General features: G+C 71.6%; 16 protein-coding genes and 1 pseudogene. 6 read left to right on the top strand and 11 right to left on the bottom strand.

The window, feature by feature from the left end; translation table 11 throughout:
* Positions 1–94: 94 nt before the first annotated feature.
* Entirely contained in the window at positions 95–772 is a 678-nt protein-coding gene (gene afsQ1 / locus ACTWJ9_RS12100; RefSeq protein ID WP_279334271.1) for a two-component system response regulator AfsQ1, read from the bottom strand.
* 253 nt (positions 773–1,025) lie between these two features.
* On the opposite strand from afsQ1, the gene ACTWJ9_RS12095 reads away from it, so the two are divergent.
* Entirely contained in the window at positions 1,026–1,775 is a 750-nt protein-coding gene (locus tag ACTWJ9_RS12095) for a SigE family RNA polymerase sigma factor (protein WP_387038195.1), read from the top strand.
* A gap of 175 nt (positions 1,776–1,950) precedes the next feature.
* Here the strand turns inward: ACTWJ9_RS12095 and ACTWJ9_RS12090 are convergent, their stop codons facing one another.
* Complete coding sequence (locus tag ACTWJ9_RS12090; RefSeq protein ID WP_387038197.1) at positions 1,951–2,628, bottom strand: uridine kinase family protein; 678 nt, start codon at positions 2,626–2,628, stop codon at positions 1,951–1,953.
* Between the two features lie 127 nt (positions 2,629–2,755).
* On the opposite strand from ACTWJ9_RS12090, the gene ACTWJ9_RS12085 reads away from it, so the two are divergent.
* Positions 2,756–3,094, top strand: a complete 339-nt coding sequence (locus tag ACTWJ9_RS12085) for a hypothetical protein (RefSeq protein ID WP_279334268.1) — start codon at positions 2,756–2,758, stop codon at positions 3,092–3,094.
* Between the two features lie 60 nt (positions 3,095–3,154).
* On the opposite strand, the pseudogene ACTWJ9_RS12080 reads toward ACTWJ9_RS12085, so the two are convergent.
* Positions 3,155–3,361: pseudogene (locus ACTWJ9_RS12080) on the bottom strand (DUF397 domain-containing protein); the annotation flags it as partial.
* Positions 3,362–3,570: 209 nt separating this feature from the next.
* Here ACTWJ9_RS12080 and ACTWJ9_RS12075 point away from each other — a divergent pair.
* Complete coding sequence (locus ACTWJ9_RS12075; protein WP_279334267.1) at positions 3,571–3,834, top strand: hypothetical protein; 264 nt, start codon at positions 3,571–3,573, stop codon at positions 3,832–3,834.
* Between the two features lie 174 nt (positions 3,835–4,008).
* Here ACTWJ9_RS12075 and ACTWJ9_RS12070 read toward each other — a convergent pair whose 3' ends face one another.
* From ACTWJ9_RS12070 to deoC, 4 genes are all read right to left on the bottom strand, one after another.
* The gene (locus ACTWJ9_RS12070; protein ID WP_443295695.1) at positions 4,009–4,713 is read right to left on the bottom strand and encodes a hypothetical protein; all 705 of its coding nucleotides are present in this window, start codon (positions 4,711–4,713) and stop codon (positions 4,009–4,011) included.
* Positions 4,714–4,834: 121 nt separating this feature from the next.
* Positions 4,835–5,725: an aldehyde dehydrogenase family protein gene (locus tag ACTWJ9_RS12065; protein WP_443295694.1), complete on the bottom strand. Its 891-nt coding sequence runs from the start codon at positions 5,723–5,725 to the stop codon at positions 4,835–4,837.
* On the bottom strand, positions 5,718–7,154 hold the full coding sequence (locus ACTWJ9_RS12060) for an aldehyde dehydrogenase family protein (protein WP_279334264.1): 1,437 nt from the start codon (positions 7,152–7,154) through the stop codon (positions 5,718–5,720). Before ACTWJ9_RS12060 ends, ACTWJ9_RS12065 begins: the two co-directional genes overlap by 8 nt.
* Positions 7,155–7,159: 5 nt before the next feature.
* Complete coding sequence (deoC, locus tag ACTWJ9_RS12055) at positions 7,160–8,113, bottom strand: deoxyribose-phosphate aldolase (RefSeq protein WP_279337943.1); 954 nt, start codon at positions 8,111–8,113, stop codon at positions 7,160–7,162.
* Positions 8,114–8,225: 112 nt separating this feature from the next.
* Here deoC and ACTWJ9_RS12050 point away from each other — a divergent pair, with 112 nt between their 5' ends.
* Positions 8,226–8,951 carry a PH domain-containing protein gene (locus ACTWJ9_RS12050; RefSeq protein WP_279334263.1) on the top strand — a complete coding sequence of 242 codons (726 nt, stop codon included), beginning with the start codon at positions 8,226–8,228 and terminating at the stop codon, positions 8,949–8,951.
* A 98-nt stretch (positions 8,952–9,049) separates the two neighbouring features.
* On the opposite strand, the gene ACTWJ9_RS12045 is transcribed toward ACTWJ9_RS12050, so the two are convergent.
* From ACTWJ9_RS12045 to ACTWJ9_RS12035, 3 genes are all read right to left on the bottom strand, one after another.
* On the bottom strand, positions 9,050–10,738 hold the full coding sequence (locus tag ACTWJ9_RS12045) for a phospho-sugar mutase (RefSeq protein ID WP_443295693.1): 1,689 nt from the start codon (positions 10,736–10,738) through the stop codon (positions 9,050–9,052).
* 71 nt (positions 10,739–10,809) lie between these two features.
* The gene (locus tag ACTWJ9_RS12040; RefSeq protein ID WP_279334261.1) at positions 10,810–11,634 is read right to left on the bottom strand and encodes a purine-nucleoside phosphorylase; all 825 of its coding nucleotides are present in this window, start codon (positions 11,632–11,634) and stop codon (positions 10,810–10,812) included.
* 220 nt (positions 11,635–11,854) lie between these two features.
* Positions 11,855–12,346 carry a gamma-glutamylcyclotransferase gene (locus ACTWJ9_RS12035; RefSeq protein WP_387041648.1) on the bottom strand — a complete coding sequence of 164 codons (492 nt, stop codon included), beginning with the start codon at positions 12,344–12,346 and terminating at the stop codon, positions 11,855–11,857.
* A gap of 98 nt (positions 12,347–12,444) precedes the next feature.
* Between ACTWJ9_RS12035 and ACTWJ9_RS12030 the strand changes: the two genes are divergently transcribed.
* The gene (locus ACTWJ9_RS12030) at positions 12,445–13,893 is read left to right on the top strand and encodes an NAD(P)H-quinone dehydrogenase (protein WP_279334259.1); all 1,449 of its coding nucleotides are present in this window, start codon (positions 12,445–12,447) and stop codon (positions 13,891–13,893) included.
* Between the two features lie 166 nt (positions 13,894–14,059).
* The gene (locus ACTWJ9_RS12025; RefSeq protein ID WP_279334258.1) at positions 14,060–15,022 is read left to right on the top strand and encodes a DeoR/GlpR family DNA-binding transcription regulator; all 963 of its coding nucleotides are present in this window, start codon (positions 14,060–14,062) and stop codon (positions 15,020–15,022) included.
* Between the two features lie 79 nt (positions 15,023–15,101).
* Here ACTWJ9_RS12025 and ACTWJ9_RS12020 read toward each other — a convergent pair whose 3' ends face one another.
* Complete coding sequence (locus ACTWJ9_RS12020; protein WP_443295692.1) at positions 15,102–16,877, bottom strand: acetyl/propionyl/methylcrotonyl-CoA carboxylase subunit alpha; 1,776 nt, start codon at positions 16,875–16,877, stop codon at positions 15,102–15,104.
* Between the last annotated feature and the right edge of the window lie 332 nt (positions 16,878–17,209).

The following is a 17,209-nucleotide window of genomic DNA, read 5'->3' as shown; positions in this document are numbered from 1 at the left end:
GTCCCGGCCGGTGCGGAGAGCGCCGGACTCGTCCGCTCGCCGAGCGGACGAGCTGCTCGAGCCGGGAACCCCTCTGCGGTGGCCGGGGGAGGGTTCAATGAGGGGGATCCAGTCGGTAGCCGACACCGCGCACGGTACGGATCAGGGTCGGGGACGACGGCACGTCCTCGACCTTGGCGCGCAGCCGCTGGACGCAGGCGTCCACCAGACGCGAGTCGCCCAGGTAGTCGTGCTCCCACACCAGCCGCAGCAACTGCTGCCGGGACAGCGCCTGGCCGGGCCGCCGGCTCAGTTCGAGCAGCAGCCGCAGCTCGGTCGGGGTCAGCTGGAGGTCCTCGCCGTTCTTCGTCACGGTCATCGCCGAGCGGTCGATGACCAGGCTGCCGAAGGTCGCCGCGTCGTTGGACTCCCGCTCCCCGCGGCGCAGCACCGCCCGGATCCGGGCGTCCAGCACCCTGCCCTGCACGGGTTTGACCACGTAGTCGTCGGCACCGGACTCCAGGCCGACCACCACGTCGATGTCGTCGTTGCGCGCGGTCAGCAGGATGATCGGCAACTGGTCGGTGCGCCGGATGCGCCGGCACACCTCGAATCCGTCGATGCCGGGCAGCATCACGTCCAGCACGATCAGGTCGGGCCGTTGCTCGCGCAGCAGCTTCAGTCCGTCCTCACCGCTGGCAGCGGTCGCCACTCGGTGGCCCTGGCGCGTGAGTGAGAGCTCCAGGGCCGTGCGGATGGCGTCGTCGTCCTCGATCAGCAACAGGGAAGGCACGGGCTCATTCTGTCCCATGGAGGGCTCCCGGTTCGACCCGTGGGGGCAGAAGCCCGTGCGACCCGCACAGGGACGGCCACGTGCGCCGACACCCGTCAGGGCGCCGTGGTCGACCACCGGAGCCCGGCGTGGCGGCCCCTGTGACAGCTCTGTGACAGTCGGCGGACACGGCCATGAAGTCGCCCGGGCAGGATTTTCGTCACCAGCACAACAGCACACGAAGACACCGGAAGTCCACGACGGGGGGCGCGAGATGAACACGCTGCACGGCACCAGCTCCAGCGCAGTTGTCACGCGTCTGCACGACGTGCACCGAGCCGGTGAGAAGTCCGGTGCCCTGGGCAAACGGGGGTGCGCTCGCGGTGCCGGGCGTCACACCGCCTACAGGGCGGTGATCGACGCGCCCACGGGGGAAACGAACACGGGGGAGGCGCACGGGGGAAGCGGGTACGGGGAGGCAGAGGGGGAGCGCCGTTCGCTGTCGGAGGTGGAGTTCACCACCTACGTCCAGGAGCGACGCGCCTCCCTGTACGCGACCGCCTACCACCTGACCGGCGACCGCTTCGAGGCCGAGGACCTGCTGCAGAGCGCGCTGTTCTCGACCTACCGGGCGTGGGACCGGATCAGCGACAAGGCCGCGGTCGGCGGATACCTCCGCCGCACCATGACCAACCTGCACATCAGCGCGTGGCGCCGCCGCAAGCTGAACGAGTACCCGACCGAGGAGCTGCCGGAGACGGTCGGCGACACGGACGCGATGCGCGGCACCGAGCTGCGCGCGGTGCTGTGGCAGGCGCTGGCCAGGCTGCCCGAACTCCAGCGCACCATGCTGGTCCTGCGCTACTACGAGGGCCGCACGGACCCGGAGATCGCGGACATCCTCGGCATCAGTGTCGGCACGGTGAAGTCGAGCATCTGGCGGTCGCTCCGCCGGCTGCGCGAGGACGAGGTCCTCAGCTTCGGCCGTGACCGGGAGGACGCCTTCGGCGAACTGGTCGCCTGAAGGTACGGGGGAACGGGGGAAACCGGGAACCGAGGGGATCGGGGGATCTCCGAGGGGACCGGGGGACACAGGGGGGAAGCACGGGGGACGACGGGGGAGCACGAAGGGGCGGGACTGGAGGGCCGGGGGGCCTTTCCGGTCCCGCTTTCGTGCGTACGCGCCGGAACCGCCCCGGCTACGCCGACTGCGCGGCCGACCTCGCGCCCGCGTCCGCGCCGGAGTCCTCGGTGCGTGTGCTCGCCCCGCCGCCGGCCCCCGCCGCCGCCAGGCGGCTCAGCGCCTCGTCCCGGTCGCAGGCGTACGCGCCCAGCTCCGTCTGGCGGGCGATGATCGTCCGTTCCTGCCGCATCAGCCGCCAGCCGCGCCGCAGGAGGAACGGCACCGACTTGCGCCCCTCCCGCAGATCCCGCAGGAACCGCCGCCGGAACGTCTTCACCGGGCCCCGGCTCAGGCACAGGGCGTCGGCGAGCAGTCCCCGTTCACGGCAGCGGGTGACGATCTCCGCGGCGAAGATGCCCTCGGCGATGAACAGCGGAGTCCCGCCGATGTCGACGGTGACCTCACCCGTACGGGCGCTCAGTGAGATGTCGTAGACGGGAACCGGCGTACGGCGCGCACGGCACAGCCGCTCGATCGCGGCGACGGCGACGTCCGCGTCCCAGGAGTCCGGATGGTCCCAGTCGATGTCGGAACTCCCCGCGACCAGCGGGAGAGTCGGGTCGTCGGCCTCCTTGTAGAAGTCGTCGAGCCGCAGCACCGGAAGGCCGGCGCGGGCCGCGAGAAGGGACTTGCCGGAGCCGGAGGGGCCGCAGAGCAGCACGACTCGCGCGGGTATGGGCGACTGGGAACTCACGGGACACCAGTCTGATGCATCAGCCGGGCGGCGGACGCCGCGCGGTACGGCTTTGAAGCACGCATCACACATCAACTACGCTTCGCAGCGAACTGATCACCCAGCGAAGGCGATAGGTGGCACTGCGATGGCCCGACACAAGGCACCCAAGACGCCGACCGCCCCACGCGCGCTGGCAGTCCTCGCGGCAGCGGGTGCGGCGCTCGGCCTGGGTGCGGCCACGGCGTCGGCCGCAGGCTCCGAGACGGTCCTCGACGACGCCGGCCAAGTCGTCGGCACGGTCGCGGACCTCAAGCCCAACCCGCTCGCCGGCACGGGCGTCGACCCGCTCGACAACGGCGTCGGCACCCAGGTCGCCGACTTCCAGCCGGTGGACTCCCGATCGGTCACCGGCCCGGTCACCCAGGCACCGTCGGTCGGCAGCATCCCGGTGGCGGGGGAGGCGACGGACACGCTGAGGGGCTGACCTCTCGTCCGCCTTGCAGGGAGCTGTCCTTGATGCCATCGGTGAACGCTGCCAGGCCGCTCCGTCCAGCATCAGGACGGGGCTGGTGGCGTTCTTGCTGTCGCGGACGGGAACCGCGCCGGGGAAGTCGTCGCGGACTTCGGCGCATTCACCCCCCACCTGGCCGTCGCTGTAGGAGGACTTGCGCCAGTGTTGGCGGCGCAACTCGATGCCGTACAGGTCGCGGGTGGAGCCGACGGGTTCGAGGTTCCGGGCGGGCTGGGTCATTGCGGTCGGTGCTCCTTCGCCGGGTGCCGTGTCGGGTGTGCCGACTCGTTCCGCATCTCCGGGAGAACGGGCCGTCCGTCAGCGGTAGTCGTGCTGGGTGACGGTGTGCGGGCGAACGGTGAGTATGTGCAGGTGGCGGCTGTTCCGTAACCCGGTTGGGAACACCGTCACCCTGGTCGGCGACCGTCGCTCACCGTGACGCTTGAGGTGTGAACAGTGAGCGGCGGCAGGTCGCACCAGGTGAGACCCGGCTCCCGCTCGGTGAACTCGCCCACGACGTACGGCAGGACAGGCGCGGGATCGTCATGGGCCACCAGGACGGGTTCGTATGGCTGCGCCCCGAAGGTGGTGGCACTGAGCGGGCGGTGCTGCCCGCCGACGTGCGACCGTTGCATGTCCGGGAACGTGCGGAGCCACTGCTGCGGACCCGGATCGCCAGGGCAAACGCCCGCAGCAGAGGGGAGGTTCTCTGACGGCGGCGGCCACGGACGAGGTGGAAGACGCCGAACGAGCGTGTGGGGAGCTGCGCCACGCGCTCGGGGCGGTGGGAGTGACATTGCCGTCCCTCGGGCGACGTCGCCGGAGTCCGGGCTGCTCCGTACGTGAGTTGTGGCCTGCTGTTCGTGACCCGAGTTCGGCTGCGCCGCTCAGACGAGAGGGCGATGGGCGGACTCGTACTCGTCCGCGATGATGAAGACGCTGGCACAGCGGGGGCATTCGGCCCGGCCGTAGAGATGGGCGATTCCGTCGGCGAGCCTGGATTGTCCGTCACGGACGGCGATCTCGTGCATCCGACGACCGGTGCCGGAGATCATCTCCGAGAGTGCCGGCTTCAGGTCACGTCGGTCCACGTCGCCCAGGTTCCAGTCCCGGATCGCTGAATAGCGTCCGTACCCACCGATGGCGATCGTTACCGCTACAGCGCAGTGAGGGCACGCGACCTCGTAGAAGTCGTCCGAGAAGTCGCCCAGGACCGCACTCCAGTGGTAGTGCCCTTCGGCTGCGATCAAGTCACGGAAGGCCGTGAGGTAGTCGTCCGGCCGTGAACGCAGGTGCCGATCGAGCAGCCCGCGGAACTCCGTGATCGCCTCGGCGCAGCCTGCCAGCAACTCGTCGCAGCCGTGGTCTCCTGCCCCGCACCGGATGATCGCCCCCGCCAGCCCACGCGCCCGGGCATTTTCCGACGCCAGACGCACCAGACGCGGCAGCGCGGCGAAACTGGCGGGGAACACCAAGTCGGACTCGAGGTTCAGCCGGTAACCCAACTCGTCCCACGCCGCGGCGTCGTCCTCGCGTTCGGCCCGCGCCAGGAGTTCGGGGACGCGATCGACGTCACCGTAGGAGTCGTACATCTGTGCCCAGTTCGTCACCTGAGCATTTAACCGCCCTGAGCTGCCGGGGAGGGGAGTCCGTTCCCTTCCGGCAGTCGGTCGTCGGGTCCCCGTCCTGGTGGGGACGGGGACCTGACGGGCGTCAGTAGGCGGAGCCCGAGGCGCCGAGGGAGCCGGTCGGGTGCCAGACGGTCTTGGTTTCCAGGAAGGCCGTCATGCGGTCCGTGCCCGGGGTTGCAGACCAGTTGTCCAAAGGCTGTGGACGCAGGACGCGCTTGAGGTTGTCCGCCGCCGCGATCTCCAGCTCCTTCGCCAGCTCCTCGTCCGCGCCCGCGAGGTCGATCGCGTTGACGTCCATGTGGGCGGCGAGCGGGGTGGCGATCTCCGCCGTGCGGCCGGAGAGGATGTTGACCACGCCGCCGGGGAGGTCGGAGGTGGCCAGGACCTCGCCCAGGGAGAGGGCGGGCAGCGGGGACCGCTCGCTCGCGATCACGACCGCCGTGTTGCCGGTGGCGATCACCGGGGCGACCACCGAGACCAGGCCCAGGAAGGACGACTCCTGGGGCGCCAGGACGGCGACCACACCGGTCGGCTCGGGGGAGGACAGGTTGAAGTACGGGCCCGCGACCGGGTTGCCGCCGCCGACCACCTGGGCGATCTTGTCGGTCCAGCCCGCGTACCAGACCCAGCGGTCGACCGCCGCGTCCACCTGCTCGGCGGCCTTCGACTTCGACAGGCCCTCGGCGGCCGCCACCTCGCGGACGTACTGGTCCCTGCGGCCCTCCAGCATCTCCGCGACGCGGTAGAGGATCTGGCCGCGGTTGTACGCCGTCGCGCCGGACCAGCCGCCGAACGCCTTGCGCGCGGCGACCACGGCGTCACGGGCGTCCTTGCGGGAGGAGAGGGGGGCGTTGGCCAGCCAGTTGCCCTTGGAGTCGGTCACCTCGTACACCCGGCCGCTCTCCGAACGCGGGAACTTCCCGCCGACGTACAGCTTGTAGGTCTTCAGTACGGAAAGTCGTGCGTCAGACATCGAGGTACGCCTCCAGGCCGTGGCGGCCGCCCTCGCGGCCGAAGCCCGACTCCTTGTAACCGCCGAACGGCGAGGTCGGGTCGAACTTGTTGAACGTGTTGGACCAGACGACACCCGCGCGGAGCTTGTTCGCCACCGCCAGGATGCGGGAACCCTTCTCCGTCCAGATGCCCGCCGACAGGCCGTACGGCGTGTTGTTGGCCTTGGCGACGGCCTCGTCCGGGGTGCGGAAGGTGAGCACCGACAGCACCGGGCCGAAGATCTCGTCGCGGGCGACCGTGTGCGCCTGGGTGACGCCGGTGAACAGCGTCGGAGCGAACCAGTAGCCGTTCTCCGGGAGTTCGCAGGCCGCCGACCAGCGCTCGGCGCCCTCCGCCTCGCCCTGCTCGACGAGCGAGGTGATGCGTTCGAGCTGCTGCGCGGAGTTGATCGCGCCGATGTCGGTGTTCTTGTCCAGCGGATCGCCGAGGCGCAGCGTGGTGAGCCTGCGCTTGAGGGAGTCCAGCAGCTCGTCGTGGATGGACTCCTGGACGAGCAGGCGGCTGCCCGCGCAGCAGACCTGGCCCTGGTTGAAGAAGATGCCGTTGACGATGCCCTCTACGGCCTGGTCGATGGGGGCGTCGTCGAAGACGATGTTGGCGCCCTTGCCGCCCAGTTCGAGGGTGAGCTTCTTGCGGGTGCCCGCGACCGTGCGCGCGATCTGCTTGCCGACGGCGGTGGAGCCCGTGAAGGCGACCTTGTCGACGTCCGGGTGGGCGACCAGCGCGGCTCCGGCGCGGCCGTCGCCGGTGAGGATGTTGACGACGCCCTTGGGGAGACCCGCCTGGCGGCAGATGTCCGCGAAGAAGAGCGCCGAGAGGGGGGTCGTCTCGGCGGGCTTCAGGACGACCGTGTTGCCGGTCGCCAGCGCCGGGGCGATCTTCCACGCCAGCATGAGGAGGGGGAAGTTCCAGGGGATGACCTGGCCCGCGACGCCCAGAGGGCGCGGGTCGGCGCCGTAGCCTGCGTGGTCGAGCTTGTCCGCCCAGCCCGCGTAGTAGAAGAAGTACGCGGCGACCAGGGGGATGTCCGCGTCGCGGGTCTCCCTGATCGGCTTGCCGTTGTCGAGGGTTTCGAGGACGGCGAGTTCGCGGCTGCGTTCCTGGATGATCCGGGCGATGCGGAAGAGGTACTTCGCGCGCTCGGAGCCCGGGAGCGCCGACCACTTCTCGAAGGCCTTGCGGGCGGCCTTCACGGCGCGGTCGACGTCCGCCTCACCGGCCTCGGCGACCTCGGAGAGGACCTCCTCGGTGGAGGGGGAGACGGTCTTGAAGACCTTGCCGTCGGCCGCCTCGGTGAACTCGCCGTCGATGAACAGGCCGTACGAGGAGGCGATGTCGACGACCGAGCGGGACTCGGGCGCCGGCGCGTAGTCGAAAACAGGTGCCATGGTGATCAGTCCACCGTCACGTAGTCGGGGCCGGAGTAGCGGCCGGTGGCCAGCTTCTGGCGCTGCATCAGCAGGTCGTTCAGCAGGGAGGAGGCGCCGAAGCGGAACCAGTGGTTGTCCAGCCAGTCCTCGCCGGCGGTCTCGTTGACCAGGACGAGGAACTTGATCGCGTCCTTGCTGGTGCGGATGCCGCCGGCCGGCTTCACCCCGATCCGGACCCCGGTCTGCGCGCGGAAGTCGCGGACCGCCTCCAGCATCAGGAGGGTGTTCGCGGGCGTGGCGTTCACCGCCACCTTGCCGGTCGAGGTCTTGATGAAGTCCGCGCCGGCCAGCATGCCGAGCCAGCTCGCCCGGCGGATGTTGTCGTACGTCGACAGCTCGCCCGTCTCGAAGATGACCTTGAGGCGGGCGCTCGTCCCGCAGGCCTCCTTCACGGCGGTGATCTCGTCGTGGACCTTCAGGTAGTTCCCCGCCAGGAACGCCCCGCGGTCGATGACCATGTCGATCTCGTCCGCACCGGCGGCGACGGCCTCCCGGACGTCGGCCAGTTTGACCGAGAGCGGGGCGCGGCCGGCCGGGAAGGCGGTCGCGACGGAGGCCACCTTGACGGTGGAGCCGGCGACGGCCTCCTTCGCCGTGGCCACCATGTCGGGGTAGACGCAGACCGCGGCCGTGGCCGGGGCGGTGCGGTCGGTCGGGTCGGGGCGGACCGCCTTCGCGCCGAGCGCCCGGACCTTGCCCGGGGTGTCCGCGCCTTCCAGCGTCGTCAGGTCGACCATCGAGATGGCGAGGTCGATGGCGTACGCCTTCGCGGTGGTCTTGATCGAGCGGGTGCCGAGCGAGGCGGCGCGCGCCTCCAGGCCGACCGCGTCGACACCGGGCAGCCCGTGCAGGAAGCGGCGCAGCGTGCCGTCGGACGCGGTGACGTCACTGAGAGCGTGTGGTGCAGTGGAGGACATGGTCACCAGCCGAGCATATCTACGCGCGTAGCGGCTGTACAGCCCTCCCACCCGTTTCCGGTCCGCCCACCACCCGCCGGTGCGTGCGGACCCGTCGGGCAGAATCGGGGGCATGAACACCCCAGCGCAGCAGCCGTCCGGCCCGGAGCCCGAGGGCGGGCACGAGTCCGAGGGCCCCGAGGTCAAGGACCGGGTGTACCGGTCGACCTCGGGCATCGCCGGTGGCGTGCTGCTGCTGGCGATCGTCGGCTGGCTCTGCGTCGACGCCGTGGCCACCGGCGAGGGCCGGGCCCCGTGGCTGGCGCTCGCCACGCTGCTGGCGATCGTGCCCCCGGTGGTCGCCTACACCCTGCTGCCCGCCGTGTACGCCGGCGACGACCGGCTGCGCGTCCGCAACCCCTTCCGCACGATCGTGCTGCCCTGGGGCCGGGTCGCCACGCTGCGCGCCGGTTACACCAACGAGGTCGTCTCCGACGCCGGCACCAAGTACCAGCTGTGGGCCCTGCCCGTGTCCCTGCGGGCCCGTAAGCGGGCCGCGCGGCGGAAGATGCGGGCCACGGGCGAGCGGGCGCAGGGCGTCGACGTCCGCACCGCGGGGCAGGCCCCGGGGGCGGGCGGCGTGTCCCGGCGCGGGGGCGCCGGGTCCGCGCCGGGCGGGACGGAGGCACCGGAGCGGGCGCCGAGCGACCGCGCGATGGACGAACTGCGCGAGCTGCACGAGAACCGGCAGACCGCGGAAAGCGCGCAGGGCGAGGTGAGCGTGCGCTGGTCCTACGAGATCCTGGCCCCGACGCTCGCCGGGGTGATCCTGCTGACGGTCCTGCTGGCCGTCACCTGAGCCCGGCAGAACGACGGGAACGACGGGAGGGGGTCCGCAGAACTGTGGACCCCCTCCCGTCGTTCGGTTCCAGCCGGTTCCGGCCGGTTTCCGGTCGCTCAGATACCGGCCGCCGTCTTCAGGTCCTGCTTGAGCGCGGTCAGCAGGGCGGTCGCCCTGGCGCGGGCCGCGGGCAGGCCGGCCCGGTCGGTGACCGGGACGACGACCTCCAGGTAGCACTTCAGTTTCGGCTCCGTACCGCTCGGACGGACGATGACGCGGGCACCCTGGAGGGTGTAGCGCAGGCCGTCGGTGGGCGGGAGGGTGTCCGTGCCGCGGGTCAGGTCCTCGGCCCGGGTGACGGGCAGGCCGGCCAGGGCGGTCGGGGGGTTCTCGCGCAGGCGGCGCATGGCGTCCGCGATGAGCGACAGGTCCTCGACGCGGGCCGACAGCTGGTCGGTCGCGTGCAGGCCGTGGGTCACGGCGAGGTCGTCGAGGAGGTCCAGGAGGGTGCGGCCCTCCGCCTTCAGCTCGGAGGCCAGCTCGGCCAGGAGCAGCGCGGCCGTGATGCCGTCCTTGTCGCGCACGCCCTCCGGGTCGACGCAGTAGCCCAGCGCCTCCTCGTAGCCGTAGCGCAGGCCCTCCACCCGGGCGATCCACTTGAAGCCGGTCAGGGTCTCCTCGTGCGGCAGCCCCGCCTGCTCGGCGATACGGGCGAGGAGGGTCGAGGAGACGATCGACTCGGCGAATGTGCCGGTCGCGCCGCGCCGGACCAGGTGGGCGGCGAGCAGGGCGCCGACCTCGTCACCGCGCAGCATGCGCCAGTCCCCGCCGCCGGTGCCCTCCCCGCCGGGGTCCTTGACGGCCGCGGCGCAGCGGTCGGCGTCCGGGTCGTTGGCGATGACCAGGTCGGGTTCGACCTCGCGGGCCTTCGCGAAGGCCAGGTCCATCGCGCCGGGCTCCTCCGGATTGGGGAACGCGACGGTGGGGAAGCCGGGGTCGGGCTCGGCCTGCTCGGCGACCAGGACCGGCTCCGGGAAGCCGGCCCGGGCGAACGCGGCGAGCAGGACGTCCTTGCCGACGCCGTGCATCGCGGTGTAGACCGTGCGGGCGCTGCGGGGGGAGCCCTCGGCCAGGACCGCGTCCGTACGGGCGAGGTAGGCGTCCAGGACGGAGTCGTCGAGGGTCTGCCAGCCGGTGGTGGGGCGGGGCACGTCGTCCAGGGACCCGACGGCGGCGATCTCGGCGGCGATCTCCGCGTCGGCCGGGGGGACGATCTGGGACCCGTCGCCGAGGTACACCTTGTAGCCGTTGTCGCGGGGCGGGTTGTGGCTGGCGGTGACCTCGACCCCGGCGACCGCGCCGAGGTGCCGGATGGCGAAGGCGAGCACCGGGGTGGGGAGGGGGCGGGGGAGGACGGCCGCCCGGAGACCGGCGCCGGTCATCACGGCGGCGGTGTCCCGGGCGAAGTCCGCCGACTTGTGCCGGGCGTCGTAGCCGATCACGACGAGGCCGGCCGTGTCGTCCCCGTGGGGGGTCCCCTGCTTCCTGAGGTACGCGGCGAGGCCGGCGGCGGCGCGGATGACGACGGCGCGGTTCATGCGCATCGGGCCGGCGCCCAGTTCGCCGCGGAGACCGGCGGTGCCGAACTGGAGGGTGCCGCTGAAGCGGGCGGCCAGTTCGGCGTCGGCGCCGTCCGTGGTGCTCCCGGTGCTCCTTTCGAGGAGTGCCGCGAGCTCCGCACGGGTCTCGGGGTCGGGGTCCTCGGCGAGCCAGGTGCGGGCCCGAGCGGTCAGGTCGTCGTGCACGTGTCGGTCAGCCTCTCGAGTGGTCGGTTGAGTCGTCCCGTCCCGCCCCCGCCGCCGGGGGCCGCGGGCGGTTACAGGCGGCCCAGTACCTGGGTCAGGAGGGTGCCCATGCGGGAGGCGGAGTCCCGGCCCGCCTGGAGGACCTCCTCGTGGTTGAGCGGTTCACCGGTCATACCGGCGGCGAGGTTGGTGACCAGGGAGATGCCGAGCACCTCCGCGCCCGCCTCCCGCGCGGCGATGGCCTCCAGCACCGTCGACATGCCCACCAGGTCCGCCCCGATCACCCGTGCCATGCGGATCTCCGCCGGGGTCTCGTAGTGCGGGCCGGGGAACTGGGCGTAGACGCCCTCCTCCAGGGTGGCGTCGATCTCCTTGCAGAGGGCGCGCAGCCGGGGGGAGTAGAGGTCGGTGAGGTCGACGAAGTTGGCGCCGATGATGGGGGAGGTGGCCGTGAGGTTGATGTGGTCACTGATCAGGACCGGCTGGCCGGGGCGCATGCCCTCACGCAGGCCGCCGCAGCCGTTGGTCAGGACGATCGTCTTGGCGCCGGCGGCGACGGCGGTGCGCACGCCGTGGGCGACGGAGGCCACACCGCGGCCCTCGTAGTAGTGGGTGCGGCCCAGGAAGACCAGGACCTGCTTGGCGCCGAGGCGGTACGAGCGGATCTTGCCGCCGTGCCCCTCGACCGCCGGCGGCGGGAAGCCGGGCAGCTCGGTGACCTGGAATTCGGCGTCGGGCGAGCCGAGGGCGTCCACGGCCGGCGCCCAGCCGGAGCCCATCACGAGGGCGACGTCGTGGGTCTCGGCGCCCGTGAGCTCGCGCAGGCGCGCGGCTGCGGCGTCGGCTGCGGCGTGGGGGTCGCCCTGGATGTCGTCCGGAAGAAGAGAAGCGTTCACGCGGATGAGGGTAGCCGGTCTTCGCCTACGCGCGTAGATGTCAAAGCTCACGGGCTTGCGATCGTTGTCTTGTCGTTTCCGAGCAGACCTTGCCGGATCGGTTCCGACGAGGCCCTGCCGGCTCGGGTCCGATCCGCCGGGCAGGCGTCAGGCCGGACAGGCTCCAGGCCGGACAGACTCCAGGGCGGGCGGGTTTCGGCGGCCCGGTTCGGGCGCGGGTTCAGCAGGGGCGTTTGCGCAGTTCCATCACGTAGTCGTGCGGGGCGCCCGCGGATTCCGCCGCGTCGGCGATCTCGCCGAGGTAGCGGGCCGAGGGGAGGCCGCCCTCGTAGGCGTTCAGGACGTAGGTCCAGGCGGGTTCCTCGCCGTCCAGGGTGTGGACGCGGACGCGGGTGCGCCGGTGGATGTCCAGGCCCGTGCCCTCCCAGTGGTCCAGGGACTCCTCGTCCATGGGGGCGATGTCGTACAGCGCGACGAAGACCTGGGCGAAGTGGTCCTCGACGATCGTCGCGAGCGCGCCGCCTCCCTCGGCCGGGTCGGTGGGCTCGGCGGGGTCGGTGGGCCCGCTCGGCCAGTGCACGCCGAGGTTCTCGCCCCCGAAGGTCAGCCGCCACCCGTTCAGCCAGCCGGTGGCGCGCAGCGGCGAATGCGGGGCGCGGCGGGACATCAGCCGCGCGTCGAGGTTGCCGGCGTACGCGGCGTAGAGCGACATGAGGGAGAGCGTACGGCAGCCGTACCGCGGGCCTCTCCGGTAACGGAGGAGCCACGGGGACGGCCCCCGGACGGTCGCACGGTGGAGTGTGCGGGACAATGGAGCACGTGACTCGGATCGTGATCATCGGTGGCGGACCCGGCGGATACGAAGCGGCGCTGGTCGCCGCGCAGCTCGGCGCGGAGGTGACCGTCGTCGACTCCGACGGTCTGGGCGGGGCGTCGGTGCTCACCGACTGCGTGCCCTCGAAGACCCTGATCGCCACGGCCGAGGTGATGACCACCTTCGACTCCTCCTACGAGGAACTCGGCATCATCGTGGCCGACGACACCCCGCACGTGGAGCAGGCCGCCCGGGTGGTGGGCGTGGACCTGGGGAAGGTGAACCGCCGGGTGAAGCGGCTGGCCCTGGCCCAGTCGCACGACATCGCCGCGTCCGTGACACGGGCCGGTGCGCGGGTGCTGCGCGGGCGGGGGCGGCTCGAGGGCATGCAGGCCCTGGACGGGTCGCGCAAGGTCGTGGTCCGGGCCGCCGACGGATCCGAGGAGACGCTGACCGCCGACGCGGTGCTCATCGCCACCGGCGGTCACCCCCGCGAGCTGCCCGACGCGCGGCCCGACGGCGAGCGCATCCTCAACTGGACGCAGGTGTACGACCTGAACGAGCTCCCCGAGGAGCTCATCGTGGTCGGTTCCGGTGTGACCGGTGCCGAGTTCGCCGGTGCCTACCAGGCGCTGGGGTCGAAGGTGACGCTCGTGTCCTCGCGCGACCGGGTGCTGCCGGGTGAGGACCCGGACGCCGCCGCGGTGCTGGAGGACGTCTTCCGCCGGCGCGGCATGAACGTCATGGCGCGTTCGCGCGCGCAGTCCGCCAAGCGGGTCGGGGACCGGGTGGAGGTGACCCTCGCCGACGGGCGGGTCATCACCGGGTCGCACTGCCTGATGGCCGTCGGCGCCATCCCGAACTCCGCGGGCATGGGGCTCGAGGAGGCCGGGGTCAAGCTGCGCGAGTCGGGGCACATCTGGACCGACAGGGTGTCCCGGACCACCGCTCCGGGCGTGTACGCGGCCGGCGACGTCACCGGCGTCTTCGCGCTGGCGTCGGTGGCGGCGATGCAGGGACGGATCGCCATGTACCACTTCCTGGGCGACGCGGTGGCTCCGCTGAACCTGAAGACCGTCTCGTCGAACGTCTTCACCGACCCCGAGATCGCCACCGTCGGCTACAGCCAGGCCGAGGTCGACTCCGGGAAGATCGACGCGCGGGTCGTGAAGCTGCCGCTGCTGCGCAACCCCCGCGCGAAGATGCAGGGCATCCGCGACGGCTTCGTCAAGATCTTCTGCCGGCCGGGCACCGAGATCGTGGTGGGCGGCGTCGTCGTGGCGCCGCGCGCCTCGGAGCTCATCCACCCCATCTCGCTCGCGGTCGACAACAACCTGACGGTCGAGCAGATCGCGAACGCCTTCACCGTGTACCCCTCGTTGTCGGGGTCGATCGCCGAGGTGGCACGGCAGCTGCACACGCGCAAGGTGACGGGAGAGTCCTGACGTCTTAAACCAACTCCCGGTGGGTCACGGGGAGTTGCCGGATAGGTGTTCGGCATATGCGGGACGACTAGGGCTTATACCACTCGGCGGTCGGGTGTACGAACAACTTCTGCTATTCAGCGCAAAGTGCTGAAAGCCGACGGTCGCTGGCGTTACTGTCAGTTTCGTGTTCGCTGCAGAACGTCGCCAATTGATCCTCGAAATGGTGCGAGCGAACGGGGCCGTGTCGCTCCGTGAGCTCGCCCGCGTCGTCCAGACCTCCGAAGTGACCGTACGGCGGGACGTGCGCGCGCTGGAGGCAGAAGGACTCCTCGACCGCCGGCACGGCGGTGCGGTACTCCCGGGTGGGTTCACCCGGGAGTCCGGTTTCCCGCAGAAGTCGCATCTCGCGACCGCCGAGAAGACCGCCATCGCCGACCTCGCCGCCGGTCTCGTGGAGGAGGGCGAGGCCATCGTGGTCGGTGCGGGCACCACCACGCAGGAGCTGGCCCGCCGGCTGGCCCGGGTGCCCGGTCTGACCGTCGTCACCAACTCCCTGCTCGTGGCCCAGGCGTTGGCGCACGCCAACCGGGTGGAGGTCGTGATGACCGGCGGTACGCTCCGCGGTTCGAACTACGCCCTCGTCGGCAGCGGGGCCGAGCAGTCCCTCCAGGGACTGCGGGTGTCCAGGGCGTTCCTCTCCGGGAGCGGGCTGACCGCCGAGCGGGGGCTGTCCACGTCCAACATGCTGTCGGCCTCCGTCGACCGGGCGCTGGTGCAGGCCGCCGCGGAGGTGGTGGTCCTCGCCGACCACGGCAAGCTCGGCATGGACACCATGTTCCAGACCGTGCCCACGGACGTCATCACCCGCCTGGTGACGGACGAGCCGCCCGCGCACGACGACCGGGCCGGCACCGAGTTGCAGGCGCTCGCCGACCGGGGCGTGCAGATCGCCGTGGCCGGGGCGCCGGGAGGTGCCGCGGGCCCGGGGGGTGACACGGCCCCGGCACGTCAGCAGCAGCGCCGGGACATGCCGCTGCCGGGGCCGCGCCGACAGGGTCCGGGGCTGCGCTCGGCCGTGGCCCTGGGAGCGGCCGAACAGGCCCAGAGCGCGGAGCGGGCGCGCGTCGCGGACCTGCGCAGGCGGTGATGACGCCGGGCGCCCGGCGGGGCCTGTGCGGCTCCGCCGGGCGCCCGGGGGTACAGGCGCGGGTCCGGTGTGGTGCGGATCAGTCCTTGATCTCGCAGATGACCGCGCCGGAGGTGACGGACGCGCCGACCTCGGCGCTCAGCGCCTTGACGGTGCCCGAGCGGTGCGCGTTCAGCGGCTGTTCCATCTTCATCGCCTCCAGCACCACCACCAGGTCGCCCTCCTGGACCTGCTGGCCCTCCTCGACGGCGATCTTGACGATGGTGCCCTGCATCGGGGAGGCCAGGGTGTCGCCGGAGGCGGCCGGGCCGGACTTCCTGGCCGCCCGCCGCTTGGGCCGGGCGCCGGCCGCCAGCCCGGTGCGGGCCAGCGACATGCCCAGCGAGGCGGGCAGCGAGACCTCCAGGCGCTTGCCGCCGACCTCGACCACCACGGTCTCGCGGCCCGCGTCCTCCTCGTCGGCCTCGGCGTCGGTGCCGGCCGTGAACGGCTTGATGTCGTTGACGAACTCGGTCTCGATCCAGCGGGTGTGCACGCTGAACGGGCCGTCCTGGCCGTGCAGCTCGGGGGCGAAGGCCGGATCGGCCACCACCGCGCGGTGGAAGGGGATGGCGGTGGCCATGCCCTCGACGGTGAACTCGTCCAGGGCGCGGGCGGCGCGCTGCAGGGCCTCGGCGCGGGTGCGGCCGGTGACGATCAGTTTGGCCAGCAGCGAGTCCCAGGCCGGGCCGATCACGCTGCCGGACTCCACCCCGGCGTCCAGGCGCACGCCGGGTCCGGTGGGCGGGGCGAAGGCGGTCACCGTGCCGGGGGCGGGCAGGAAGTTGCGGCCCGGGTCCTCGCCGTTGATGCGGAACTCGAAGGAGTGGCCGCGCAGCGGCGGGTCGTCGTAGCCCAGCGGCTGGCCGTCGGCGATGCGGAACATCTCGCGGACCAGGTCGAGGCCGGCGACCTCCTCGGTGACCGGGTGTTCGACCTGCAGGCGGGTGTTGACCTCCAAAAAGGAGATGGTGCCGTCGGCGCCGACCAGGAATTCCACGGTGCCGGCGCCGACGTAGCCGGCCTCCCTGAGGATGGCCTTGGAGGAGGCGTACAGCTCGGCCACCTGGGTGTCGGAGAGGAAGGGGGCGGGGGCCTCCTCGACGAGTTTTTGGTGGCGGCGCTGCAGCGAGCAGTCGCGGGTGGAGACGACCACCACGTTGCCGTGGGTGTCGGCCAGGCACTGGGTCTCCACGTGCCGGGGTTGGTCCAGGTAGCGCTCGACGAAGCATTCGCCGCGGCCGAAGGCGGCGGTGGCCTCGCGGACCGCGGAGTCGTAGAGCTCGGGGATCTCCTCCAGGGTGCGGGCGACCTTCAGGCCGCGGCCGCCGCCGCCGAAGGCGGCCTTGATGGCGATGGGCAGGCCGTGCTGCTTCGCGAAGGCGAGGACCTCCTCGGCCCCGGTGACCGGGTCGGGGGTGCCGGCCACCAGGGGGGCGCCGGCGCGTTGGGCGATGTGCCGGGCGGCGACCTTGTCGCCCAGGTTGCGGATGGCGGCCGGGGGCGGGCCGATCCAGGTCAGGCCGGCGTCCAGGACGGCCTGGGCGAAGTCGGCGTTCTCGGAGAGGAAGCCGTAGCCGGGGTGGATGGCGTCCGCGCCGGACTCGGCGGCGGCCTTGAGGACCTTGTCGCTGTCCAGGTAGCTGGTGGCCGGGGTGTCACCGCCCAGGGCGAAGGCCTCGTCCGCGGCGCGGACGTGCAGAGCGTCCCGGTCCGGGTCGGCGTAGACGGCGACGCTGGTGAGGCCGGCGTCCCGGCAGGCCCGGGCCACACGGACAGCGATTTCGCCACGGTTGGCGATGAGCACCTTGCGCACGATTGAGGCTCCCTCCTTGAAACAAGCCGAGTTTAGGGACTGCCGACACGGCACTACGACCTGTCCCCATGGGTGAGCTTGCCCACACGGAGTGTGATCCGGTGCTCGCTCGACCCGCGAAATCCCATGTCGCACCTTGGTACGCAAGACTCCTTCGGGAAACCCTAGCCTTCTCATGTGCTCAAGGTCTCTGTGAGAGCGTGCTGCGGCCCACTACGTTTTTTTGTCGAGTCCCTACGAATGGCCCAATGGTTCTCTGCCCTTCGCGGGACCCTTGTCCCCGGCTTTACTTGCCAGTAGCGTTCGCGCTGCCTCGAACGTACTCGGGGTAA

It is taken from the genome of Streptomyces sp. GDS52 (assembly GCF_052246875.1).
GTDB classification, from domain to species: Bacteria; Actinomycetota; Actinomycetes; order Streptomycetales; family Streptomycetaceae; genus Streptomyces; species Streptomyces cathayae.
This window is presented reverse-complemented; position numbering and strand designations above follow the sequence as displayed.